This is a genomic window from Nostoc sp. KVJ3, from assembly GCF_026127265.1.
Taxonomy (GTDB): Bacteria; Cyanobacteriota; Cyanobacteriia; order Cyanobacteriales; family Nostocaceae; genus Nostoc.
The window spans coordinates 763822-780720 of record NZ_WWFG01000001.1; the positions used below are offsets into that span (position 1 = coordinate 763822).

15 protein-coding genes are annotated in these 16899 nt (G+C 42.1%); 8 read left to right on the forward strand and 7 right to left on the reverse strand.

All coding sequences use genetic code 11. The annotated features are described in order from the left end of the window. Positions 1–23 precede the first annotated feature (23 nt). Positions 24–707 carry a pentapeptide repeat-containing protein gene (locus tag GTQ43_RS03190; protein ID WP_265270639.1) on the forward strand — a complete coding sequence of 228 codons (684 nt, stop codon included), beginning with the start codon at positions 24–26 and terminating at the stop codon, positions 705–707. A 66-nt stretch (positions 708–773) separates the two neighbouring features. Here the strand turns inward: GTQ43_RS03190 and recJ are convergent, their stop codons facing one another. The 5 genes from recJ to GTQ43_RS03215 form a co-directional block, all read right to left on the reverse strand. Then, on the reverse strand, positions 774–3134 hold the full coding sequence (recJ, locus tag GTQ43_RS03195) for a single-stranded-DNA-specific exonuclease RecJ (protein ID WP_265270641.1): 2361 nt from the start codon (positions 3132–3134) through the stop codon (positions 774–776). 2 nt (positions 3135–3136) lie between these two features. Then, positions 3137–3778 (reverse strand): GNAT family N-acetyltransferase, encoded by a 642-nt coding sequence (locus GTQ43_RS03200; protein ID WP_265270643.1) that lies wholly within the window; start codon positions 3776–3778, stop codon positions 3137–3139. A gap of 52 nt (positions 3779–3830) precedes the next feature. Then, positions 3831–4649: a PD-(D/E)XK nuclease family protein gene (locus GTQ43_RS03205; RefSeq protein WP_265270645.1), complete on the reverse strand. Its 819-nt coding sequence runs from the start codon at positions 4647–4649 to the stop codon at positions 3831–3833. A 266-nt stretch (positions 4650–4915) separates the two neighbouring features. Next, the gene (locus GTQ43_RS03210; protein ID WP_265270647.1) at positions 4916–5140 is read right to left on the reverse strand and encodes a hypothetical protein; all 225 of its coding nucleotides are present in this window, start codon (positions 5138–5140) and stop codon (positions 4916–4918) included. Positions 5141–5248: 108 nt separating this feature from the next. Beyond that, positions 5249–5488, reverse strand: coding sequence for a hypothetical protein (locus GTQ43_RS03215; RefSeq protein ID WP_265270648.1), 240 nt, complete (start codon positions 5486–5488; stop codon positions 5249–5251). Positions 5489–6260: 772 nt separating this feature from the next. On the opposite strand from GTQ43_RS03215, the gene GTQ43_RS03220 reads away from it, so the two are divergent. Beyond that, the gene (locus tag GTQ43_RS03220; RefSeq protein ID WP_265270650.1) at positions 6261–9785 is read left to right on the forward strand and encodes an NB-ARC domain-containing protein; all 3525 of its coding nucleotides are present in this window, start codon (positions 6261–6263) and stop codon (positions 9783–9785) included. A gap of 69 nt (positions 9786–9854) precedes the next feature. Here GTQ43_RS03220 and GTQ43_RS03225 read toward each other — a convergent pair whose 3' ends face one another. Both GTQ43_RS03225 and def read right to left on the reverse strand, forming a co-directional pair. Then, positions 9855–10058 (reverse strand): hypothetical protein, encoded by a 204-nt coding sequence (locus GTQ43_RS03225; protein WP_265270652.1) that lies wholly within the window; start codon positions 10056–10058, stop codon positions 9855–9857. Positions 10059–10068: 10 nt separating this feature from the next. Continuing rightward, positions 10069–10632 carry a peptide deformylase gene (gene def / locus GTQ43_RS03230; protein WP_265270654.1) on the reverse strand — a complete coding sequence of 188 codons (564 nt, stop codon included), beginning with the start codon at positions 10630–10632 and terminating at the stop codon, positions 10069–10071. 127 nt (positions 10633–10759) lie between these two features. Between def and GTQ43_RS03235 the strand changes: the two genes are divergently transcribed. From GTQ43_RS03235 to GTQ43_RS03260, 6 genes are all read left to right on the forward strand, one after another. Then, positions 10760–11662: a cell division protein FtsX gene (locus GTQ43_RS03235; RefSeq protein ID WP_265270656.1), complete on the forward strand. Its 903-nt coding sequence runs from the start codon at positions 10760–10762 to the stop codon at positions 11660–11662. Between the two features lie 294 nt (positions 11663–11956). Continuing rightward, a complete protein-coding gene (locus GTQ43_RS03240; protein ID WP_265270658.1) occupies positions 11957–12766 on the forward strand; it encodes a DUF3598 family protein in 810 nt (269 codons plus the stop codon). A gap of 43 nt (positions 12767–12809) precedes the next feature. Next, positions 12810–13388: a Uma2 family endonuclease gene (locus GTQ43_RS03245; RefSeq protein ID WP_265270660.1), complete on the forward strand. Its 579-nt coding sequence runs from the start codon at positions 12810–12812 to the stop codon at positions 13386–13388. Positions 13389–13488: 100 nt separating this feature from the next. After that, positions 13489–13815 (forward strand): DUF6825 family protein, encoded by a 327-nt coding sequence (locus tag GTQ43_RS03250; RefSeq protein WP_265270662.1) that lies wholly within the window; start codon positions 13489–13491, stop codon positions 13813–13815. A gap of 124 nt (positions 13816–13939) precedes the next feature. Next, positions 13940–15625 (forward strand): ABC1 kinase family protein, encoded by a 1686-nt coding sequence (locus tag GTQ43_RS03255; RefSeq protein WP_265273655.1) that lies wholly within the window; start codon positions 13940–13942, stop codon positions 15623–15625. An 18-nt stretch (positions 15626–15643) separates the two neighbouring features. Beyond that, positions 15644–16369, forward strand: a complete 726-nt coding sequence (locus tag GTQ43_RS03260) for a Stp1/IreP family PP2C-type Ser/Thr phosphatase (protein ID WP_265270663.1) — start codon at positions 15644–15646, stop codon at positions 16367–16369. The last annotated feature ends 530 nt before the right edge of the window (positions 16370–16899 follow it).

Consider the following 16899-nt stretch of genomic DNA (forward strand, 5'->3'; position numbering starts at 1 on the left):
CGAATAACGATAGGAAGGAAATAATGAATCAATCAAATTCCCAAAAATTCACTCAGTGGATCGTCACAGCAGTATTTCTGGTACTTGTAGCAGGATTTTCTCTCCTTGACCAACCCAGTGTTAGAGCATTAACACTAACACCATCCATACCTACTGAGTCTGAAGTAGCTCCAGAAATATCTCCAGCTACATCGCCAATGGAGTCTGTAACTGCCCCAGAAATATCTCCAGTTACATCGCCGATGGAGTCTGTAACTGCCCCAGTAATACCTCTGGTTGTATCGCCAATAGTGTCTGTAGCCGAAAATGTTAGACATTTATTACAAACTAATGAATGTGTCGGCTGTAACCTAACTGGGGCAATGCTAAAGGATACAAATCTGCAAGCTGCAAACTTGGAGAATGCGAACTTACAAAATGCTGACTTAGAAAGAGCTAACTTACAGCAAACAAACTTACAAGGGGCAAACTTTCAAGGAGCAGATTTAGGCAAGGTAAACCTTTTGGGAGCAAACCTTGTGGGAGCAAACTTATTTGATGCAGACCTAGAGAAAGCCAACCTGTTGGGAGCAAACTTGCAAATGGCTAACTTACAGGGTGCAGACTTGGAAAATACAAATCTCACAAATGCAAACATCCAGGGGACTAACCTGATGGGCGTTGATTTGGATGATGCTATCAGACCAGAAGGATTTGCTGTTCAGTAGACAGTTCTGAAATCGAAATTTCGTAAAATTAATGTAGAGACGCGATTAATCGCGTCTCTACAAGGTTTATGGATAACGACTGGCGATCGCTACAATAGTAGATAAAGGCACTTGGGCAAAATACTGTTGCTGAAATTGTTCTTCTCGGACAGCAGCTAAAAACCTTGCCACTGCTGCATCGGTAAAGTTTTCTGTGCGATCGCTTGGATGCCAAGTAAATTGTAAATAATTGTCTTGTAGTTTGACCGTGAACCCTAAATATTTTAAAGCTTTGATTCCTACAAGTAATGTTGGGTCACTAATGCCGATTTTCTTTAAAAGTTGGACGCGGGTAACTGGTTGATTTATGCGACTGAGATATTTAGCAATTCCGACAAGAGTCAGCCAAATTTGATTGGGTGGTTGGTGATTGGGTTTAGACCAAGCGATCGCTAATTGTTGCTGATTATCAAACGAGCGGCGCAACCATAAACGTAAACTATCCCATGAATTGGGACAATCTTCAAGCAAGAGTGCAGGAGTTGGTAGAGACGCAATTAATTGCGTCTGTGCGGGAGTAGGGTTATTCCGTAAGTCTAGAATGAGTGGTAAATGCTGAGTGTTAACCGCTGAGGTAACACTAAGACGCACGGCAATTAATCTGATTTCATAACGTTTTTTGAAGGTGTTGTAGTCTAATTCGGCTATGCAATCACACCTTCCTATGGGCAATTCATCTTTGTAGTGTCCCCACCATAAGCCAGGAAAAGCACTTCTACCCGAATCATCCCGAATGTCAAACTCGGTTTTAATGTACTGTACCTTTTTCCCTTGCCAATCCTGCTGATTGCGATGCCAAGCATTTTCAAACCAACAGTTTTGAATTAACAACTTCGGAACCGGATTACCCATTCCACAAGGTTCTAGCACCTTCAGTTCTAAAAATAACTCTTTCCCTAAGTCTGCAACTGTCACCGTCAAGTCTGCTTGCACGGTTGGCGTTAGAGTTGTACTACCTAAAGATTGCCGCAACTGCTGATTAATCGCGGCTGTAAATAAAGGAATATTTTCCACTAACAAACTCAAACCTGCTGCAAAGGGATGTCCCCCAAAGCGATGTAACAAATGTGCTTGGTCTTTTACCAATTGGTATAAATCGACCGAATTGACAGAACGGGCAGAACCACGGGCGAGGGGAGGGGATGAGGAAGTAAGATTTTCTCCCCCTGCTTCCTCTGCGACTTCTGTACTTAATAAAATAGTCGGGCGACCCGTTTCTTGTGCTACCTGTCCCGCAACTAAACCTAATACACCCGCAGGCCATTGGGCATCTTCTAAGACTATGACGCTGGTAGTTGATAAGTCTAATTGACTAAGTTTTTGTGCTACTTGCGCTTGCACATCTTTTTGTAAAGATTTGCGTCTGGTATTTGCGAGTTCTGTAACTTCGGCTAATTCGTTACAACGTTTAGCATCTCGACTGGTTAATAATTCAACGCAAAAACTCGCATCACCTTGGATGCGGCTGACGGCGTTGATTCTTGGCCCCAAACCAAAGGAAATATCTGTGGGGCGATCGCCACTTTTCTGGCACAATTCTAATAATCGCCCTACCCCCGGACGGCGACGCGCTGCTGGCGGCTGTTTAAAATCTTCTTGCAGTCGTTGAATTCCCAACTGCGCTAAATAACGACAATCTCCACTTAACTGCACTAAGTCGGCAATTAATCCTACTGCTACTAAATCTAATAAATCTTCTAACGGATATTTTGCAATATTAGGCAGACTTTGATATAATGCTTCAACTAACTTATAAGCTACCGCCACCCCAGAAAGATTAAATAGCTGATGTTCCCTTGAAAAATAGCGGGGATTGATAATTGCTGCAACGGGTGGGCGTTCGGTGGGTAAGGTATGATGGTCTGTAACTATTACATCTATGCCTAGCTGTTTGGCGTAGATAATTTCTTCAATGTTCGTGCTGCCAGTATCACAAGTAACAATTAATTTGCAACCTTGGTTTGCTAAATTATCAATCCCTTGATTATTCAGTCCGTGAGATTCTTTCAGGCGATTGGGAATATAGTAAATTAACTGAGTATTTTGTGTAAAAAATTGTCCTAATCCATCCCAAAGTACAGATGTGGCGGTAATTCCATCAGCATCAAAGTCTCCCCAGATGGCAATTTTTTCTTTGGCGTTATATGCTTGTTGCAACCGGGCGATCGCTAAGTGCATTTCTTGCCCAAACTCAAAGGGACTCGCTGGTTGATAAGCTTTATAGTTGATAAAAGCTGTTAATTGTTGATTATCTTTAATTCCCCGTTGCCATAATAATTGCGCTGCATACATTCCACTTGATAGGGGTGTATGCTGTCTCACCGCTTGGATGAACCACTGCGGGGGTTGTTCGGTTTCTGTTATAGTCCACTGCTGTTGTTCTGCCATTATTAAATCGGGGATTGATCCTCAGTTGTTTGAGATTCATTCACTAGGGGATTGAGAATTAGTTCATTAGCGACACTATCAGATTTACGGGCGCGAATTGCCGGACGAGATCGCTTGTAACCGGCTCTTTCAGCTTTTTGGTGTTCATAATCAATCAATCTGCCATAATATTCATGTTTGCTCAAATTCATCGACAAGAAAATATGCTGGCGAGTATTGCCAAAACCTTTACGGTTAAAAAACTTTAAGGCTGAAGTATTGGTGGGATCGGTGTCTACCAACATGAACCGCGCTCCATCTTCAATCATTCGGGCGACGACTTTATCAACCAACTTGTCTGCTACACCCCGACGCTGAAACTTCGGACTCACACCTAGCCATAGAATATATCCATAAGTCCAGGATGCTTTGGTGATGATTGTTCCCAAAATGAATCCTGCTAATTCTCCGTCTGTTTCGGCCACAAGACAGTATTCTGGATCAGTGTTGTAAAGTCCAATCACCTCCCATTCGTCCCAGGTGCGGTATAAATAAGGATATAAATCGCTGGTAAATAACCCTTCTCCCAAGTGGTAAACGGGAGCAATATCATCAATTCCTAATTCGCGCACGTAAATCGCTTCTGTTTCGTCAAAGCTTGACATAAATTTAGAAGTTGTAATTTTTTTATATCCCTATTAACTTGACAAATATGCTCTAATGTATAGGGTTAAGTGAGACTTCTTGAATGTTGTCAAAATTTGGCAATGAGTCTTTCACTGCTTCTTCATTAACTTGTATGCGATCGCGATCGCACCTTTTAGCAAACTGACAATAATCACAAGTTTTGCTACCCTCCACAACTTGAGGAAACTGCTGGTTATTTTGGTAATCTTCCAGCCAACGGGTTAACTGACTTAATAGTTGATTAAGCTTCTTTGCTATTTGTGTGTGTTGAGCAGTATTGTAATTAAATTTAATATTTTGCGGTTTACCCTCCGATTGGACAAACCAGTAAGTCATGGAAATATTTTCTGGCAAATAGTCGCTAGTTTCAGCCAAAACATACAGATAAAGCCGTGTTTGCCAGTTGGATTCTAACTTGCGTTTATTGGGTGGTTTCGGATAAGTTTTCCAGTCGAGAATTTGCGCTTGTTGGTTATCTGCAATCAATAAATCATAGACAACCGTCAGCAAATAATCCTGAACTTGTAGAGTTCGGTAGTGTTCACTTTCACGGAAAGTTTGATTATCAGATGCAGCCGTTAAAATTTCTGGGGCTGCATCGGCAAAAGCTAGCATCCAGCTTTGCAGTTTAGCATCTGCTTGCAGAAAACTATCAATTGGCAAACCCATTTCTCGCTGCTGCATAAGCAAGTGAAAACGACTACCCAAAGTTTGCCGTTCTTCTTGTTCTGGATTTGAGGGCGAATTGAGTTTTTCTAGATAGGTATGTTGAAATTTACGCGGACAAGCTTCTAGTAAGTTGAGTTGTCCTTGAGACAGTCGCAGTAGTTGAGTGGGAGTTAACAGCATTCTTCTATTTTAGAAGTTAAAAGGGCGAATGACCTCCGCCCTGCCTCTAAGAGTATGTTTGAAAAGTCCTGATTGATGTATCAAATATTTTTTACCCCACCCTAACCCTCCCCTTATAAAGGGGAGGGAACCGAATTTTTCTTGTTTCCCCCCTTTATAAGGGGGGATTAAGGGGGGTAACAATTCGATTAAAATCACAACATACCACTTTTCAAACAACCTCTAAGTTGACACCCAAAGGAGAACCGCTATAGTTCTCATGTCTGCTATTTCAACTCGTCATCATCTGCCTCATTTTGGTGATTAGAATGTCTTGTTTTTCCTTGGGATTTGATGGAGCCAAAGCTATAAGCCATAGCTATTTTAACGATGTCAAAATATGCTGGATGATCAGCTTTGTTAACGATCGCCAAAGAGATTGATCCCGCCACTAACATGACTAAAAGCGGCGACAGTGTTTCTTCCCCAGAGCCGTTGTTGTTGTTTGGCATGATATAATCTCCTAATGGAAAGTTAAGAAGCCAAAGGCTTGAGTGAACGTTAGCCAAAGGCTATTTATTAAGTTTGAGCATGAGCGTTAAATAGCAATCCCTGTCGTATTAACTCCAAGACTCAAAAATCATGGCGATCGCAAATAGGCAGACTAGAGAAATTGCTATTCTCGCAATCCATATCCAGAGAATTTCGGATAAAAGTATCCCAACTATCATGTCAGCCCGAAAAGTTTGAGACACAACAAAGGCGATTGCAACGCCTAGCAGCGCTAGCAGAAAATACTTCAGTCCTCTGCAAAACCATCTGAACAGAAAATTATCGTTGTCTTTAAGACTGGGTTTCATAGTTTTTTTCCTGTTTTGAAAGTTGAATCTAGGTAGCAGGTAGCGCTTGCTTCCCCGACCACACTAAGGAAACAGCTAATACCCACAGGTTGATCCCACCAAGTCAAGCTAAACAACAGTCCTACTCAAGAGTTAGAGTTGGAATGTCAACGAAGGTGGTCTTGATATTTACAGATAATGAAAAATTAAGCTCCTTAATCAATTGCCGGGGCAATCTTGATATCAAAATCAGGCGTTCAATGCCCGTAATCGCACATAAAGCGCACTACGCGCATTGAACCCTCGCAATTCTTGCAGACAATTTTGATGTTTGCCTTTTTCAGAATCGACGCTTTCAGCCTTTACTTCTTACTCACAGGACTTACGCAAAATTATGAAATAGAACATTCGCTGAAGGCGTTCCCATTCATCTAGGTGTCCGCGCAGCGTGTCGCAGACAAGCCTCTCGTAGAGAAGCGTAGGAATCAAAGTTTCAAAAAGTTATTGCGTAAGTCAAGACTCACTAAGTTTCTTTTTTTGTCGGCAACCTTACTAAGTTTCTTTTTTAGGCTGTTGAATTCACTATAAAGTAACTAAGTTACTTAGGTCAAGGTAAACTATAGAGAAAATTATTTAAATGGCATAAAGATACTACGAAAGTACCTAAAATCAGACCTACCTCGTCCATTAGGAGACGGAGTTTCCCAATGCTTTCGATGAATACTCACTTTTAACCGGATGTTGTCTCACCTAGTGAGATAATATTGGGAGTGTAGTCTGTCTTAGTGTGAGTATGAGTGTGATTTCTGAAAACGTGATTTTGGCTTTAGCCCAAAAACGGTGCTTGTCTAGCAGCGAGGTAGAGGTATTCTTATATGCTGTTCGGGGACAATCCCCAAATGCGATCGCAAAAGAATTAGCTATCAGCGCCGAAGCAGTCCGCAAAAGATTAAGCGAAGTTTACAAAAAATTTAATGTTACTGGTAACGGGCCAGGAAAGCTCACTAAGTTACAACAAGTTATCGAATCTGAATATCAAGCATTTTCACTGAAGGAAAAATCCATCACCCAAAACCACCAAGATTGGGGTGAAGCGCCTGGAATCTGTGTTTTTTACGGACGTGCAGCCGAATTATCTCAGTTAACCCAGTGGCTAATCAAGGATAAATGTCAAATGGTGGCAATATTGGGCATGGGTGGAATTGGCAAAACTGCCTTATCTGTGAAGTTAGCGAAGGAAGTTCAGGAGAATTTTGAATACCTGATTTGGCGAAGTCTCCGTAATGCACCACCCGTCTTAGAGATGTTGGCAAACCTGATTGGTTTTTTATCTAACGAGAGAGAAATAGAGTTACCAGAAACTGTAGATGCGAGAGTAACGCTGTTGATTCATTATTTACGAGAGCATCGTTGTCTTTTAGTATTAGATAATGCAGAGACAATTTTACAAGAAGGCGATCGCGCCGGAGAATATAAAGAAAAATATCAAGATTTTAGTCAAATACTCCGACGGATAGGGGAAGAACCGCATCAAAGCTGTTTAGTATTGACTTCGCGAGAAAAACCCAAAGAATTTGCCCCTTTAGAGGGAGAAACATCACCAGTCAGAACATTATCGTTAGTTGGCTTGGGAGAAACAGAAGGGCAAAAAATTCTCAAAGATAAAGGGTTATTTGGTTCACAGAAGAAGTGGGGTAAACTGATTGAGAAATATTCAGGTAATCCCTTAGCACTAAAACTCGTTTCTGAGCCGATCCGGGAGTTATTTGGTGGTGATATCGCTGCCTTTCTTGCTGAAGGGGAGATAATTTTTGGTGACACCCGCAATTTATTAGACCAGCAATTTGAGCGGTTATCAGAGATCGAAAAAGAAATAATTTATTGGCTAGCAATCAAGCGCGAGTTAGTTTCTCTGGAAGAATTGCTAGACGAACTTGTGCATCCATTGCCCAAAAGGGAAGTACTGGAGGCGCTAGAGTCACTGCGGCGGCGATCGCTAATTGAACAAAGAACAGCACTTTTCACCCTCCAGTCGGTGGTGATGGAATACATGATTGACCGATTAATTGAACAAGTTTGTCACGAAATTACCACTGGTGAAATGAAATTATTTATGAGCCATGCTTTAATGGAAGCTACGGCTAAAGATTATATTCGTAACACTCAAATTACCCTGATTATTAAACAGGTTATAGATAGATTATCAACTATTTATAGATTTCCTAAAAATCTGGAAACTCATCTCTCTGAAGTTTTATTCGATCTGCAAAAAAAATCTCCACAAGCGGCAGGATATGCTGGTGGAAATCTCCTAAATATGCTTTGTGAGCTAGAAATTGATTTAAGCGGCTATGACTTTTCTAATCTGACTATTTGGCAAGCATATTTACAAAGTGTGAATTTGCATCGGGTGAATTTTGCCAACGCTGATTTAGCTAAGTCCGTTTTTGCAGAAACATTAGTGAGTATTTCGTCAGTGGCATTTAGCCCAGATGGTAAACTTTTAGCTACAGGTGATGCTGATGGTAAGACTTACTTATGGCAAGTTGAAGATGGAAAGCTACTTTTTACTTGTATTGGACATAGCGGTTCAGTAAAATCAGTTGCCTTTAGTCCCGATGGTCAGACTTTAGCTAGTGGCAGTGATGACCAAACGGTGAAGTTATGGGATGTCCACAATGGAGAATGCCTGACAAACTTGCTGGGACATAGCAATTGGGTAAGGTCAGTTGCCTTCAGTCCCGACGGTCAAATTTTAGCTAGTGGTAGTGAAGACCAAACAGTAAAGTTATGGGATGTCCACACGGGAAAATGCTTCAAAACTTTCCAGGGGAATACCAATCGAGTCAGGTCAGTTGCTTTCAGTCCAGATGGTCAAACTTTAGTTAGTGGCAGTGAGAAGCAAACAATAAAGTTATGGGATGTCCACAACGGAGAATGCCTGAAAATCTTTCAGGGACATAGCAATTGGGTAAGATCGGTTGCATTCAGTCCCGATGGTCAAATTTTAGCGAGTGGCAGTGACGACCAAACAGTAAAGTTATGGGATGTCCACAACGGAAAATGCTTGACAACCTTGCTGGGACATACCAATCGGGTCTGGTCAGTTGCCTTCAGTCCTAATGGTCAAATTTTGGCTAGCGGTGGTGATGACCAAACAGTGAAATTATGGGATGTCAACACCAGAAAATGCCTGACAACCTTACAAGGGCATACCAATCGGGTAATGTCAGTTGCTTTTAGTCCCGATGGTCACACTTTGGCTAGTGGTAGTGAGAACCAAACAGTGAAGTTATGGGATGTCAACACCAGAAAATGCCTCAAAACTTTGCAGGGACATACCAATCGAATTAGGTCAGTTGCTTTCAGTCCCGATGGTCAAACTTTGGCTAGTGGTAGTGAAAAGCAAACAGTGAAATTATGGGATGTCCGTAACGATAAGTGCCTGAAAATTTTGCAGGGGCATAACAGTTGGGTACGGTCAATTGCCTTCAGTCCCGATGGTCAACTTTTGGCTACCGGCAGTGAAAAGCAAACAGTGAAATTATGGGATGTTCAAACCAGACAATGCCTGAAAAAGTTGCAGGAACATACCAATCGAATCAGATCGGTTGCATTTAGTCCTGATGGTGAAATTTTAGCTAGTGGCAGTGATGACCAAACAGTGAAATTATGGGATGTCCATACGGGAGAATGCCTCAAAACATTGCAAGGGCATACCAGTTGGGTGAGATCGGTTGCCTTTAGCCCCGATGGTGAAACTTTAGCTAGTGGCAGTGAAAACCAAAAAGTGAGGTTATGGAATATCCGCACGGGACAATGCATTAAAATTTTAGAGGGACATGGTAATCGGATCAGGTCAGTTGCTTTCAGTCTCGATGGTCATATTTTAGCTAGTGGCAGTGACGACCAAACGGTGAAATTATGGGATGTTCAAATGGGTGAGTGTCTCACAACTTTAGGAGAACATACTAATCGGGTATGGTCAGTTGCCTTCAGTCCCGATGGTCAGACTTTAGCTAGTGGCAGTGAAGACCAAACGGTAAAATTATGGGATGTCTATATGGGCAAGTGCCTCAAAACCTTGCACGGGGCTAATTGGGTCAGGTCAGTTGCCTTTAGTCCCGATGGTCAAACCCTAATTTGTGGTAGCCAAGATGAGACAATTAAGCTTTGGGATGTATTGACAGGCGAGTGCGTCAAAACACTGCGATCGCCAAAACCCTACGAAGGAATGAATATCACTGGAGTGAAAGGGTTAACCACAGCGCAATTAGTAACGCTGAAAGCTTTAGGGGCAGTGGAAGATGCAGAGTAAAAATAAAAGGTAAAAGAATGAATTTTGCCTTTTTCCTTCATCCTTTTACCTTTTTTATGTACCTGATGCTTATTTCATATTAGCCCTTGCGTCCTTCACTGCGGCAAAGAAAAATAATCCGGTGAGTGGAATGCTCAATGCTAAGATAATCGCCGTGGCTTGGAAACCTAAATCTGGTTGTCCATAACTGAGTTCAAAAATCGAACCGACAGCTGCGATCGCACTTACACAAGAACCACCCAAAAATAAACTACTTTTTGGAGTTAAATACATTACTAGCCCCCTATGGTATTGGTTTCACCGCTTGATACGAGAAGCCATTCTTAGATAGCTCCTGGGCTAAAGTCAAGGAGTTTTCCACACGGTCTACAAATACCACACCGTTGAGGTGATCCATCTCGTGCTGAATACAGCGTCCCAGTAGGTCATTAGCCTTTAATGTCCGAGGACGACCATGCTCGTCTTTATAGGCGATTTCTACGACTTGGGGACGCTTTACGTCTAGATATACATTAGGAATACTCAAGCATCCTTCTTCAGCAACAGAGATGTCACTGCTGACTTGTTTAATGATGGGGTTAATCAACACTAAAGGCGGGTTAGCTGCATTTTCTGGTTCTAGGTCGATGACAATTATTTGTTTGTGAATTCCCACTTGGGGGGCAGCCAAACCAATGCCATCTTTGCTATACATAGTTTGCAGCATTTCGCGCACCATCCGGCGAAGTTCGTCATCTACTTTAGAAATCCGCTTTGCAGGTTGACGCAGCACGCGATCGCCCAAATAATGAAGCTCCAAAGGTGGATTTTTTAACTTTTTTTTCTCTACAGCAATTTCAGAGGGCATGAGTCTCGATGGCTAGATGGTGAAAATTCTTACTATATTAATTCTATCAAGTTGGGGAATGGGGAATTGGGTATTGGGTATTGGGTATTGGGAATTATAAACTACGAATTATTGACTGGGGTGATGTGTGTTTAAGTCTTTCACCAAACTTGACTACCTGCTCAAAGAAACTTTCCTCGGTTTATTGCGGGGGGGGTGGATGAATTGGGCAGCTGTTAGTACTGTTACGGTATTACTGTTTTTATTTGGTTTGAGTTTGCAAACCTCTTGGCAAGTCGAAAAACTCCTCTATCAGTTTGGTAGCCAGTTAGAGGTATCAGTTTATCTCCAACCGGATACGCGGGTTGAAAACATTGAGCCATTAATCGCCAAAATGCCAGAGGTAGCGGCGATACAAAGCATTCCCAAAGAACAAGCTTGGACTAAGTTAGTAAAGGAAATGAAAATTTCTGATATTGAAGGCGCTACCCAGCAACTAGGTGAGAATCCTTTGGTTGATGAGATGAAGGTGAAAGCCCGTAATTCTCAAGTTGTACCAACTTTAGCAACGCAATTGGCTAAGTTACCCGGAGTTGACACCGTGGAATATATCGATGAAGCAGTTAAACGCATTGCCCAGTTGCACCGGGGTCTGAACTGGATTACTTTAACAATTACAATTATTCTGACCTTAACAGCGATCGCAGTCACTACAACCACAATTCGGCTAATTGTTATGGCGCGACGGCAAGAAATTGAAATTATGCAACTGGTAGGAGCAACCTCTGCATGGATTTACCTACCGTTTATTTTACAAGGAATTGCCTTTGGTTTAGTTGGTGGTGCGATCGCTTGGAGTTTCATTTCTGTGATTCAACAGTTTCTCGGTAAGTTGCTAGCCAATCAACCTGAGTTTATCCAAGTTATCACCAACGGCGTGCAACTCACTTCATCTCAAATTTTATTATTGCCCCTAATTCTTTTAAGTTTCGGTGCAGCTGTAGGATTAATGGGAAGCTTATTTGCTGTCCGACGTTTTGCTAAAGGTTAGAAATTGGGCATTGGGAAAGCACTTACTACAACTTCTCCTCATCCCCCACTCCCTACTTAGCACTCATAATCGGCATGATATCATGTCCGCCAAATTACTTACGATATGTCATTGCGATCGCAGCGAAGCAATCACCAAGACTCTGCGTTCGCGAAGCGTATCCGAAGGACTTATGCTTCACTCCGTACCCTTCTCCTTCGGAGACGCTATTCGCGTTCGGGTTCTCCAACGGAGTACGCAATGACAAGTGTTTAACCGGACATGATATGACAAAGGAAAAAGGACAAAATCACGATGAAATCACAATGGGAATGTTTTCTGCAAAATCTTGGTGTATGGGAAGGTTCATTTACTAATTTTTCTCCCCAAGGTACGCTTCTGAAAGATACTTCTAGCCGGCTTTCACTGGAGGGTTTGAACAATAATGAGACAGTACGCCTAACTCTGAACCGTTCGGGAATGGATGATGTAATCAGAGAATTTAGGTCTGTAGGAGGGGGTTTGCTGTTTTTTGAAAATGGTTCATTTTCTGAAGGTGTAATTCAGTTAGGGCCATTTTCCGAATTTGGTGGAGAATTAGCTTTTGTTCATGAAAATCGCCGCTTACGTCTGGTACAACTGTTTGATAAAACCAGTCAGTTAAGTAGACTAGTTCTAATTCGAGAACACCTAGCTGGAACCCCAGTAGCAGAACGTCCACCTTTGCAGATAAATGACTTGTTGGGAGAATGGCAAGGACAAGCAGTGACAATCTATCGAGATTTGCGTTCGCCTGACATTTACTCTACAAGGTTGAAAATACAACTTGATGATACTGGGCGATTAATTCAAAGTACCTCTTTTGGGGAATGCACAATTACCTCAACTGCTACCATCAAGGGTTCCATCGTTCTCTTTGACCAAGATTCCGAAAAGCAAGTACAAGTATTATTGCTACCTGATGGCGCTTCTGCAACTTCTCCCCTCAAAGTGCAATTACGTCAACCCTTATTCTTGGAAGCAGGTTGGTTAATCCAGCCAAACCTGCGCCAGAGGATGATTCGCAGCTATAACGAGAAAGGCGAATGGGTTAGTCTAACATTAGTTACTGAAGAAAAAGTGTGAAATTTTTTAGTTTCGCTTCTTTCTGACATATTTAAGTCACGATATGGTAAAAACCCCTACTAAACCCCTGACTCTCAGCGAATTCCTGGATCTGCCAGAGACAGAACCTACCAGTGAATATATTGATGGACGTATTATCCAAAAACCGATGCCGCAAGGAGAACACAGCGCACTTCAGACCGAGTTAGCACCTGCAATTAACTTGGTTGTCAAACCCAACCAGATTGCACGGGCTTTCTGTGAGCTTCGGTGTACTTTTGGCGATCGCTCAATTGTACCTGACATTTCTGTGTTTATGTGGGAGAAAATTCCCCGTAAAGAAAATGGTGGAGTTGCTAATGTCTTCTCAATTGCCCCAGATTGGACAATTGAAATTTTATCTCCCGATCAAAGTCAAACTAAAGTTACCAAAAATATTCTACATTGCCTGAAGTATGGCACTCAGATGGGATGGCTGATTGATCCTCAAGAACAATCTGTGTTTGTCTATTTGCCAGATCAACCAACTACTTTTTATGAAGAACTAGGAATACAGTTACCAGTGCCAGAATTGTCACGATATATGTTATTCCAGACCGATGTAGCTCTCGTTTGTCTGCCTGTAAACTCCGCGCATTATTGAATTGGCATATCGCGTCACGTAAATCTCTCGCTCTACAACAGAAGCCGCAAAGCATACAGGCAAGTTATAATTCTCTTGCGGATCAACGTAACAAAAATTTATGAGTAACCCACTAGTACAAGCGTTTTTCGTCGGCAGAGCAGTAGCCGAAGTAGTTAATGAGCGTTTAGAGGTCGTCTTGACCGATGCTTTAAGTGATTTGGGCAAATTTGATGCAGAAGCTAGAGAGCAGTTGCGCCAGTTTACAGAAGAAGTCCTAGAGCGGGCAAATCGTTCAGCAGAAGCAGCTAATTCTGGTCAAGCTACTACAGGCAGTGGACAAGCCAGTTCTGATTCAGGTGACTTGCAAGCAGATATTGATGAATTAAGAGCAGAAATTGCTCTGTTAAGGACAGAATTGCAACATTATCGCCGAACTTCTGCGTAAATTTGGGCATTGGTCAAATAACAAAGGACAAATGACAAAGGACACTTGATCAAAAACAGTTTAGGAATCAGAAGTGTCTTCTCTTTCAAGTGATTCGGTTGCAAACCAACGGTACACAAAGTATATGGAACAAGGTTATTCAGATAAAGCATACCGTTGGAATCGGGAAAAATACTCTAGCAGACGGCGTTTTGTAGACATTTGGTCTTTTGTTTTGACCTTATTGTTCAAACTTTGGCTATACAACAAATCTTGGAGTTATCCGGGTGGCGTGACTGAGGTAAAACAAGCTGCAAGACGCAAAACCCAAGCGGTCTGGATTCGCAATACCCTACTAGACTTAGGGCCAACCTTTATCAAAGTTGGGCAATTGTTTTCTACCCGTGCTGATATATTCCCTGTTGAATATGTAGAAGAACTAGCCAAATTACAAGACAAAGTACCAGCATTTAGCTATGAGCAAGTAGAAGCGACCATCGAGAAAGAATTAGGCAAAAAAATTCCTGAACTCTTCCATAATTTTGAACCGATTCCCTTAGCTGCTGCTAGCTTGGGGCAAGTACACAAAGCTGTGCTGCATAGTGGGGAATCGGTTGTTGTGAAAGTTCAACGTCCCGGATTAAAGAAGTTATTTGAAATAGATTTACAAATTCTTAAGGGAATTACCCGCTACTTTCAAAACCATCCCAAATGGGGACGGGGAAGAGATTGGTTAGGTATTTATGAAGAATGTTGTCGCATTCTTTGGGAAGAAATTGATTATCTTAATGAAGGTCGTAACGCTGATACTTTTCGCCGGAATTTTCGCGGCTACGATTGGGTGAATGTCCCAAGAGTATACTGGCGTTACGCCAGTTCCAGAGTACTAACTTTAGAATATCTCCCTGGAATTAAAATTAGCCAATACGAAGCTTTAGAAGCAGCCGGTTTGGATCGAAAGTTGATCGCTCGTCAAGGCGCTCAAGCCTACTTACTTCAGTTACTGAATAGCGGCTTTTTCCATGCCGATCCTCACCCAGGCAATATTGCCATTAGTGCAAGTGGGGCTTTAATATTCTACGATTTCGGCATGATGGGGCGGATTAAATCTAACGTCCGCGAAGGACTAATGCAAACACTGTTTGGCATCGCTCAAAAAGATGGCGATCGCGTTGTCCAATCTCTGATCGATTTAGGCGCGATCGCCCCAACCGATGACATGGGCCCAGTCCGGCGTTCCGTCCAGTATATGCTGGACAATTTCATGGATAAGCCTTTTGAAAACCAATCAGTGGCAGCAATCAGTGACGACCTTTATGAAATAGCTTATAATCAGCCATTTAGATTTCCAGCAACCTTCACCTTTGTGATGCGAGCCTTTTCTACCCTGGAAGGGGTAGGCAAAGGTTTAGATCCAGAGTTTAACTTTATGGAAGTTGCCAAACCTTATGCAATGCAGCTTATGACCGATATGAATGGTTCTGAGGGGAATACCTTTATTAACGAATTAAGTCGTCAAGCAGCTCAGGTAAGTAGTACTGCCTTTGGTCTACCACGTAGATTAGAGGATACGCTCGAAAAGCTAGAGCGGGGAGATATGCGCCTCCGTGTCCGGTCTATCGAAACCGAACGACTATTGCGACGACAGAGCAGTATTCAGCTCTCAATGAGCTATGCTCTTTTAATCAGTGGTTTCACACTTTCAGCTACGATCTTAGTAGTTGGCAATCATGTATGGTGGGCATTATTGCCTGGTTTAATTGCACTAGGGATTTCAGCGATCCTAATCAGACTGATTTTACGCCTAGACCGTTACGATCGGATGTATTAATTGTTGCAAAAAGAATTTATGAAACTTAATTTCACGGGTTTTAGCGATCCGGGACTTATTCGTTCTAATAATCAAGATGCTTACTATATCGACCCAGAAGGGCGGTTTTTCGTTGTCGCCGATGGAATGGGTGGTCATGCGGGAGGTGAGGAAGCGAGTAGTATTGCTACTAAGGAAATTCAGGCATATTTGGTAGCAAATTGGGAATCTACTAAATCTTCTCAAGAATTGTTAGAGCAAGCTTTGTGGGGTGCAAATGAAGCGATTTTGCACGATCAGCAAAATCATCCCGAACGCGCCGATATGGGTACAACAGTTGTAGCAGTGATTTTTCGCTCCCCAGAGCCGCCCTGGTGCGCTCATGTAGGTGATTCGCGACTGTATCGCTTCCGAGAGTCGCAATTAGAACAGGTAACGGAAGATCACACTTGGGTAGCACGAGCAATCAAAATCGGTGATATCACCTTTGAAGAAGCGCGATCGCATCCTTTTCGTCATGTATTATCGCGCTGTTTAGGACGTGAAGACTTGCATCAGATTGATGTGCAACCACTAGATGTCAAAGTTGGCGATCGCTTGCTCTTGTGTAGTGATGGTCTCACAGAAGAACTTGTTGAACAGAAGATTGCTAGCTGCCTCCAAGATGCTCCTTGGCTTGATAAAGCCGCCATCTCTCTGATTGAGTCCGCTAAGGAGCATGGAGGGCACGATAACATCACAGTTGTCATCGTCTCACTCGAATAAATAGTCATTGGTTATTAGTCATTAGTTATTAGTAGATGCTTAGTAACTTGAAACAAATGACAAATGCGGTAGATATACTCAGCAATTTGTTCAGCGTGAGCATTTTTACTTTTTACAATTTGATACAAATATTTTTAGCCTCAAAATTAACCTAATGAGGCTAGGTTTGCATAGATTGTTAAATTGACATCTTGCACGTAATAAGGTAGAGGGACTATAATTCACTCTTATTACCATCTATTGCCCAAACTCCTTAAAGTCCTTACTCTTAGAGGCTTTTTTCTCAAATAGGGAAACTATAAGATTCGGGAAAAAATTTGCTCATCTCCTCAAAAGAGGCTTGTGCAAATCAAAAAGGAGGGTGGGAAGTAGTTATATCTACTTGAGTCAAAACAGAACCTATTTTCCAGAATATGGCTAGGTTGACTTAAGTTGTATATCAGTAGGATTAGGTGCAAGATATCAGACCAAAAAAATTCCACATTTAGGACGTGGGCAATCTGTCAAACAATTGTTATCTTCCTTAATAC

What these genes read in the sequence shown, in the direction of transcription:
- GTQ43_RS03190 (WP_265270639.1), top strand. Translation starts at nt 24, where the DNA reads ATGAATCAATCAAATTCCCAAAAATTCACTCAGTGGATCGTCACAGCA.
- recJ (WP_265270641.1), bottom strand. Translation starts at nt 3,134, where the DNA reads ATGGCAGAACAACAGCAGTGGACTATAACAGAAACCGAACAACCCCCG.
- GTQ43_RS03200 (WP_265270643.1), bottom strand. Translation starts at nt 3,778, where the DNA reads ATGTCAAGCTTTGACGAAACAGAAGCGATTTACGTGCGCGAATTAGGA.
- GTQ43_RS03205 (WP_265270645.1), bottom strand. Translation starts at nt 4,649, where the DNA reads ATGCTGTTAACTCCCACTCAACTACTGCGACTGTCTCAAGGACAACTC.
- GTQ43_RS03210 (WP_265270647.1), bottom strand. Translation starts at nt 5,140, where the DNA reads ATGCCAAACAACAACAACGGCTCTGGGGAAGAAACACTGTCGCCGCTT.
- GTQ43_RS03215 (WP_265270648.1), bottom strand. Translation starts at nt 5,488, where the DNA reads ATGAAACCCAGTCTTAAAGACAACGATAATTTTCTGTTCAGATGGTTT.
- GTQ43_RS03220 (WP_265270650.1), top strand. Translation starts at nt 6,261, where the DNA reads ATGAGTGTGATTTCTGAAAACGTGATTTTGGCTTTAGCCCAAAAACGG.
- GTQ43_RS03225 (WP_265270652.1), bottom strand. Translation starts at nt 10,058, where the DNA reads ATGTATTTAACTCCAAAAAGTAGTTTATTTTTGGGTGGTTCTTGTGTA.
- def (WP_265270654.1), bottom strand. Translation starts at nt 10,632, where the DNA reads ATGCCCTCTGAAATTGCTGTAGAGAAAAAAAAGTTAAAAAATCCACCT.
- GTQ43_RS03240 (WP_265270658.1), top strand. Translation starts at nt 11,957, where the DNA reads ATGAAATCACAATGGGAATGTTTTCTGCAAAATCTTGGTGTATGGGAA.
- GTQ43_RS03245 (WP_265270660.1), top strand. Translation starts at nt 12,810, where the DNA reads ATGGTAAAAACCCCTACTAAACCCCTGACTCTCAGCGAATTCCTGGAT.
- GTQ43_RS03250 (WP_265270662.1), top strand. Translation starts at nt 13,489, where the DNA reads ATGAGTAACCCACTAGTACAAGCGTTTTTCGTCGGCAGAGCAGTAGCC.
- GTQ43_RS03255 (WP_265273655.1), top strand. Translation starts at nt 13,940, where the DNA reads ATGGAACAAGGTTATTCAGATAAAGCATACCGTTGGAATCGGGAAAAA.
- GTQ43_RS03260 (WP_265270663.1), top strand. Translation starts at nt 15,644, where the DNA reads ATGAAACTTAATTTCACGGGTTTTAGCGATCCGGGACTTATTCGTTCT.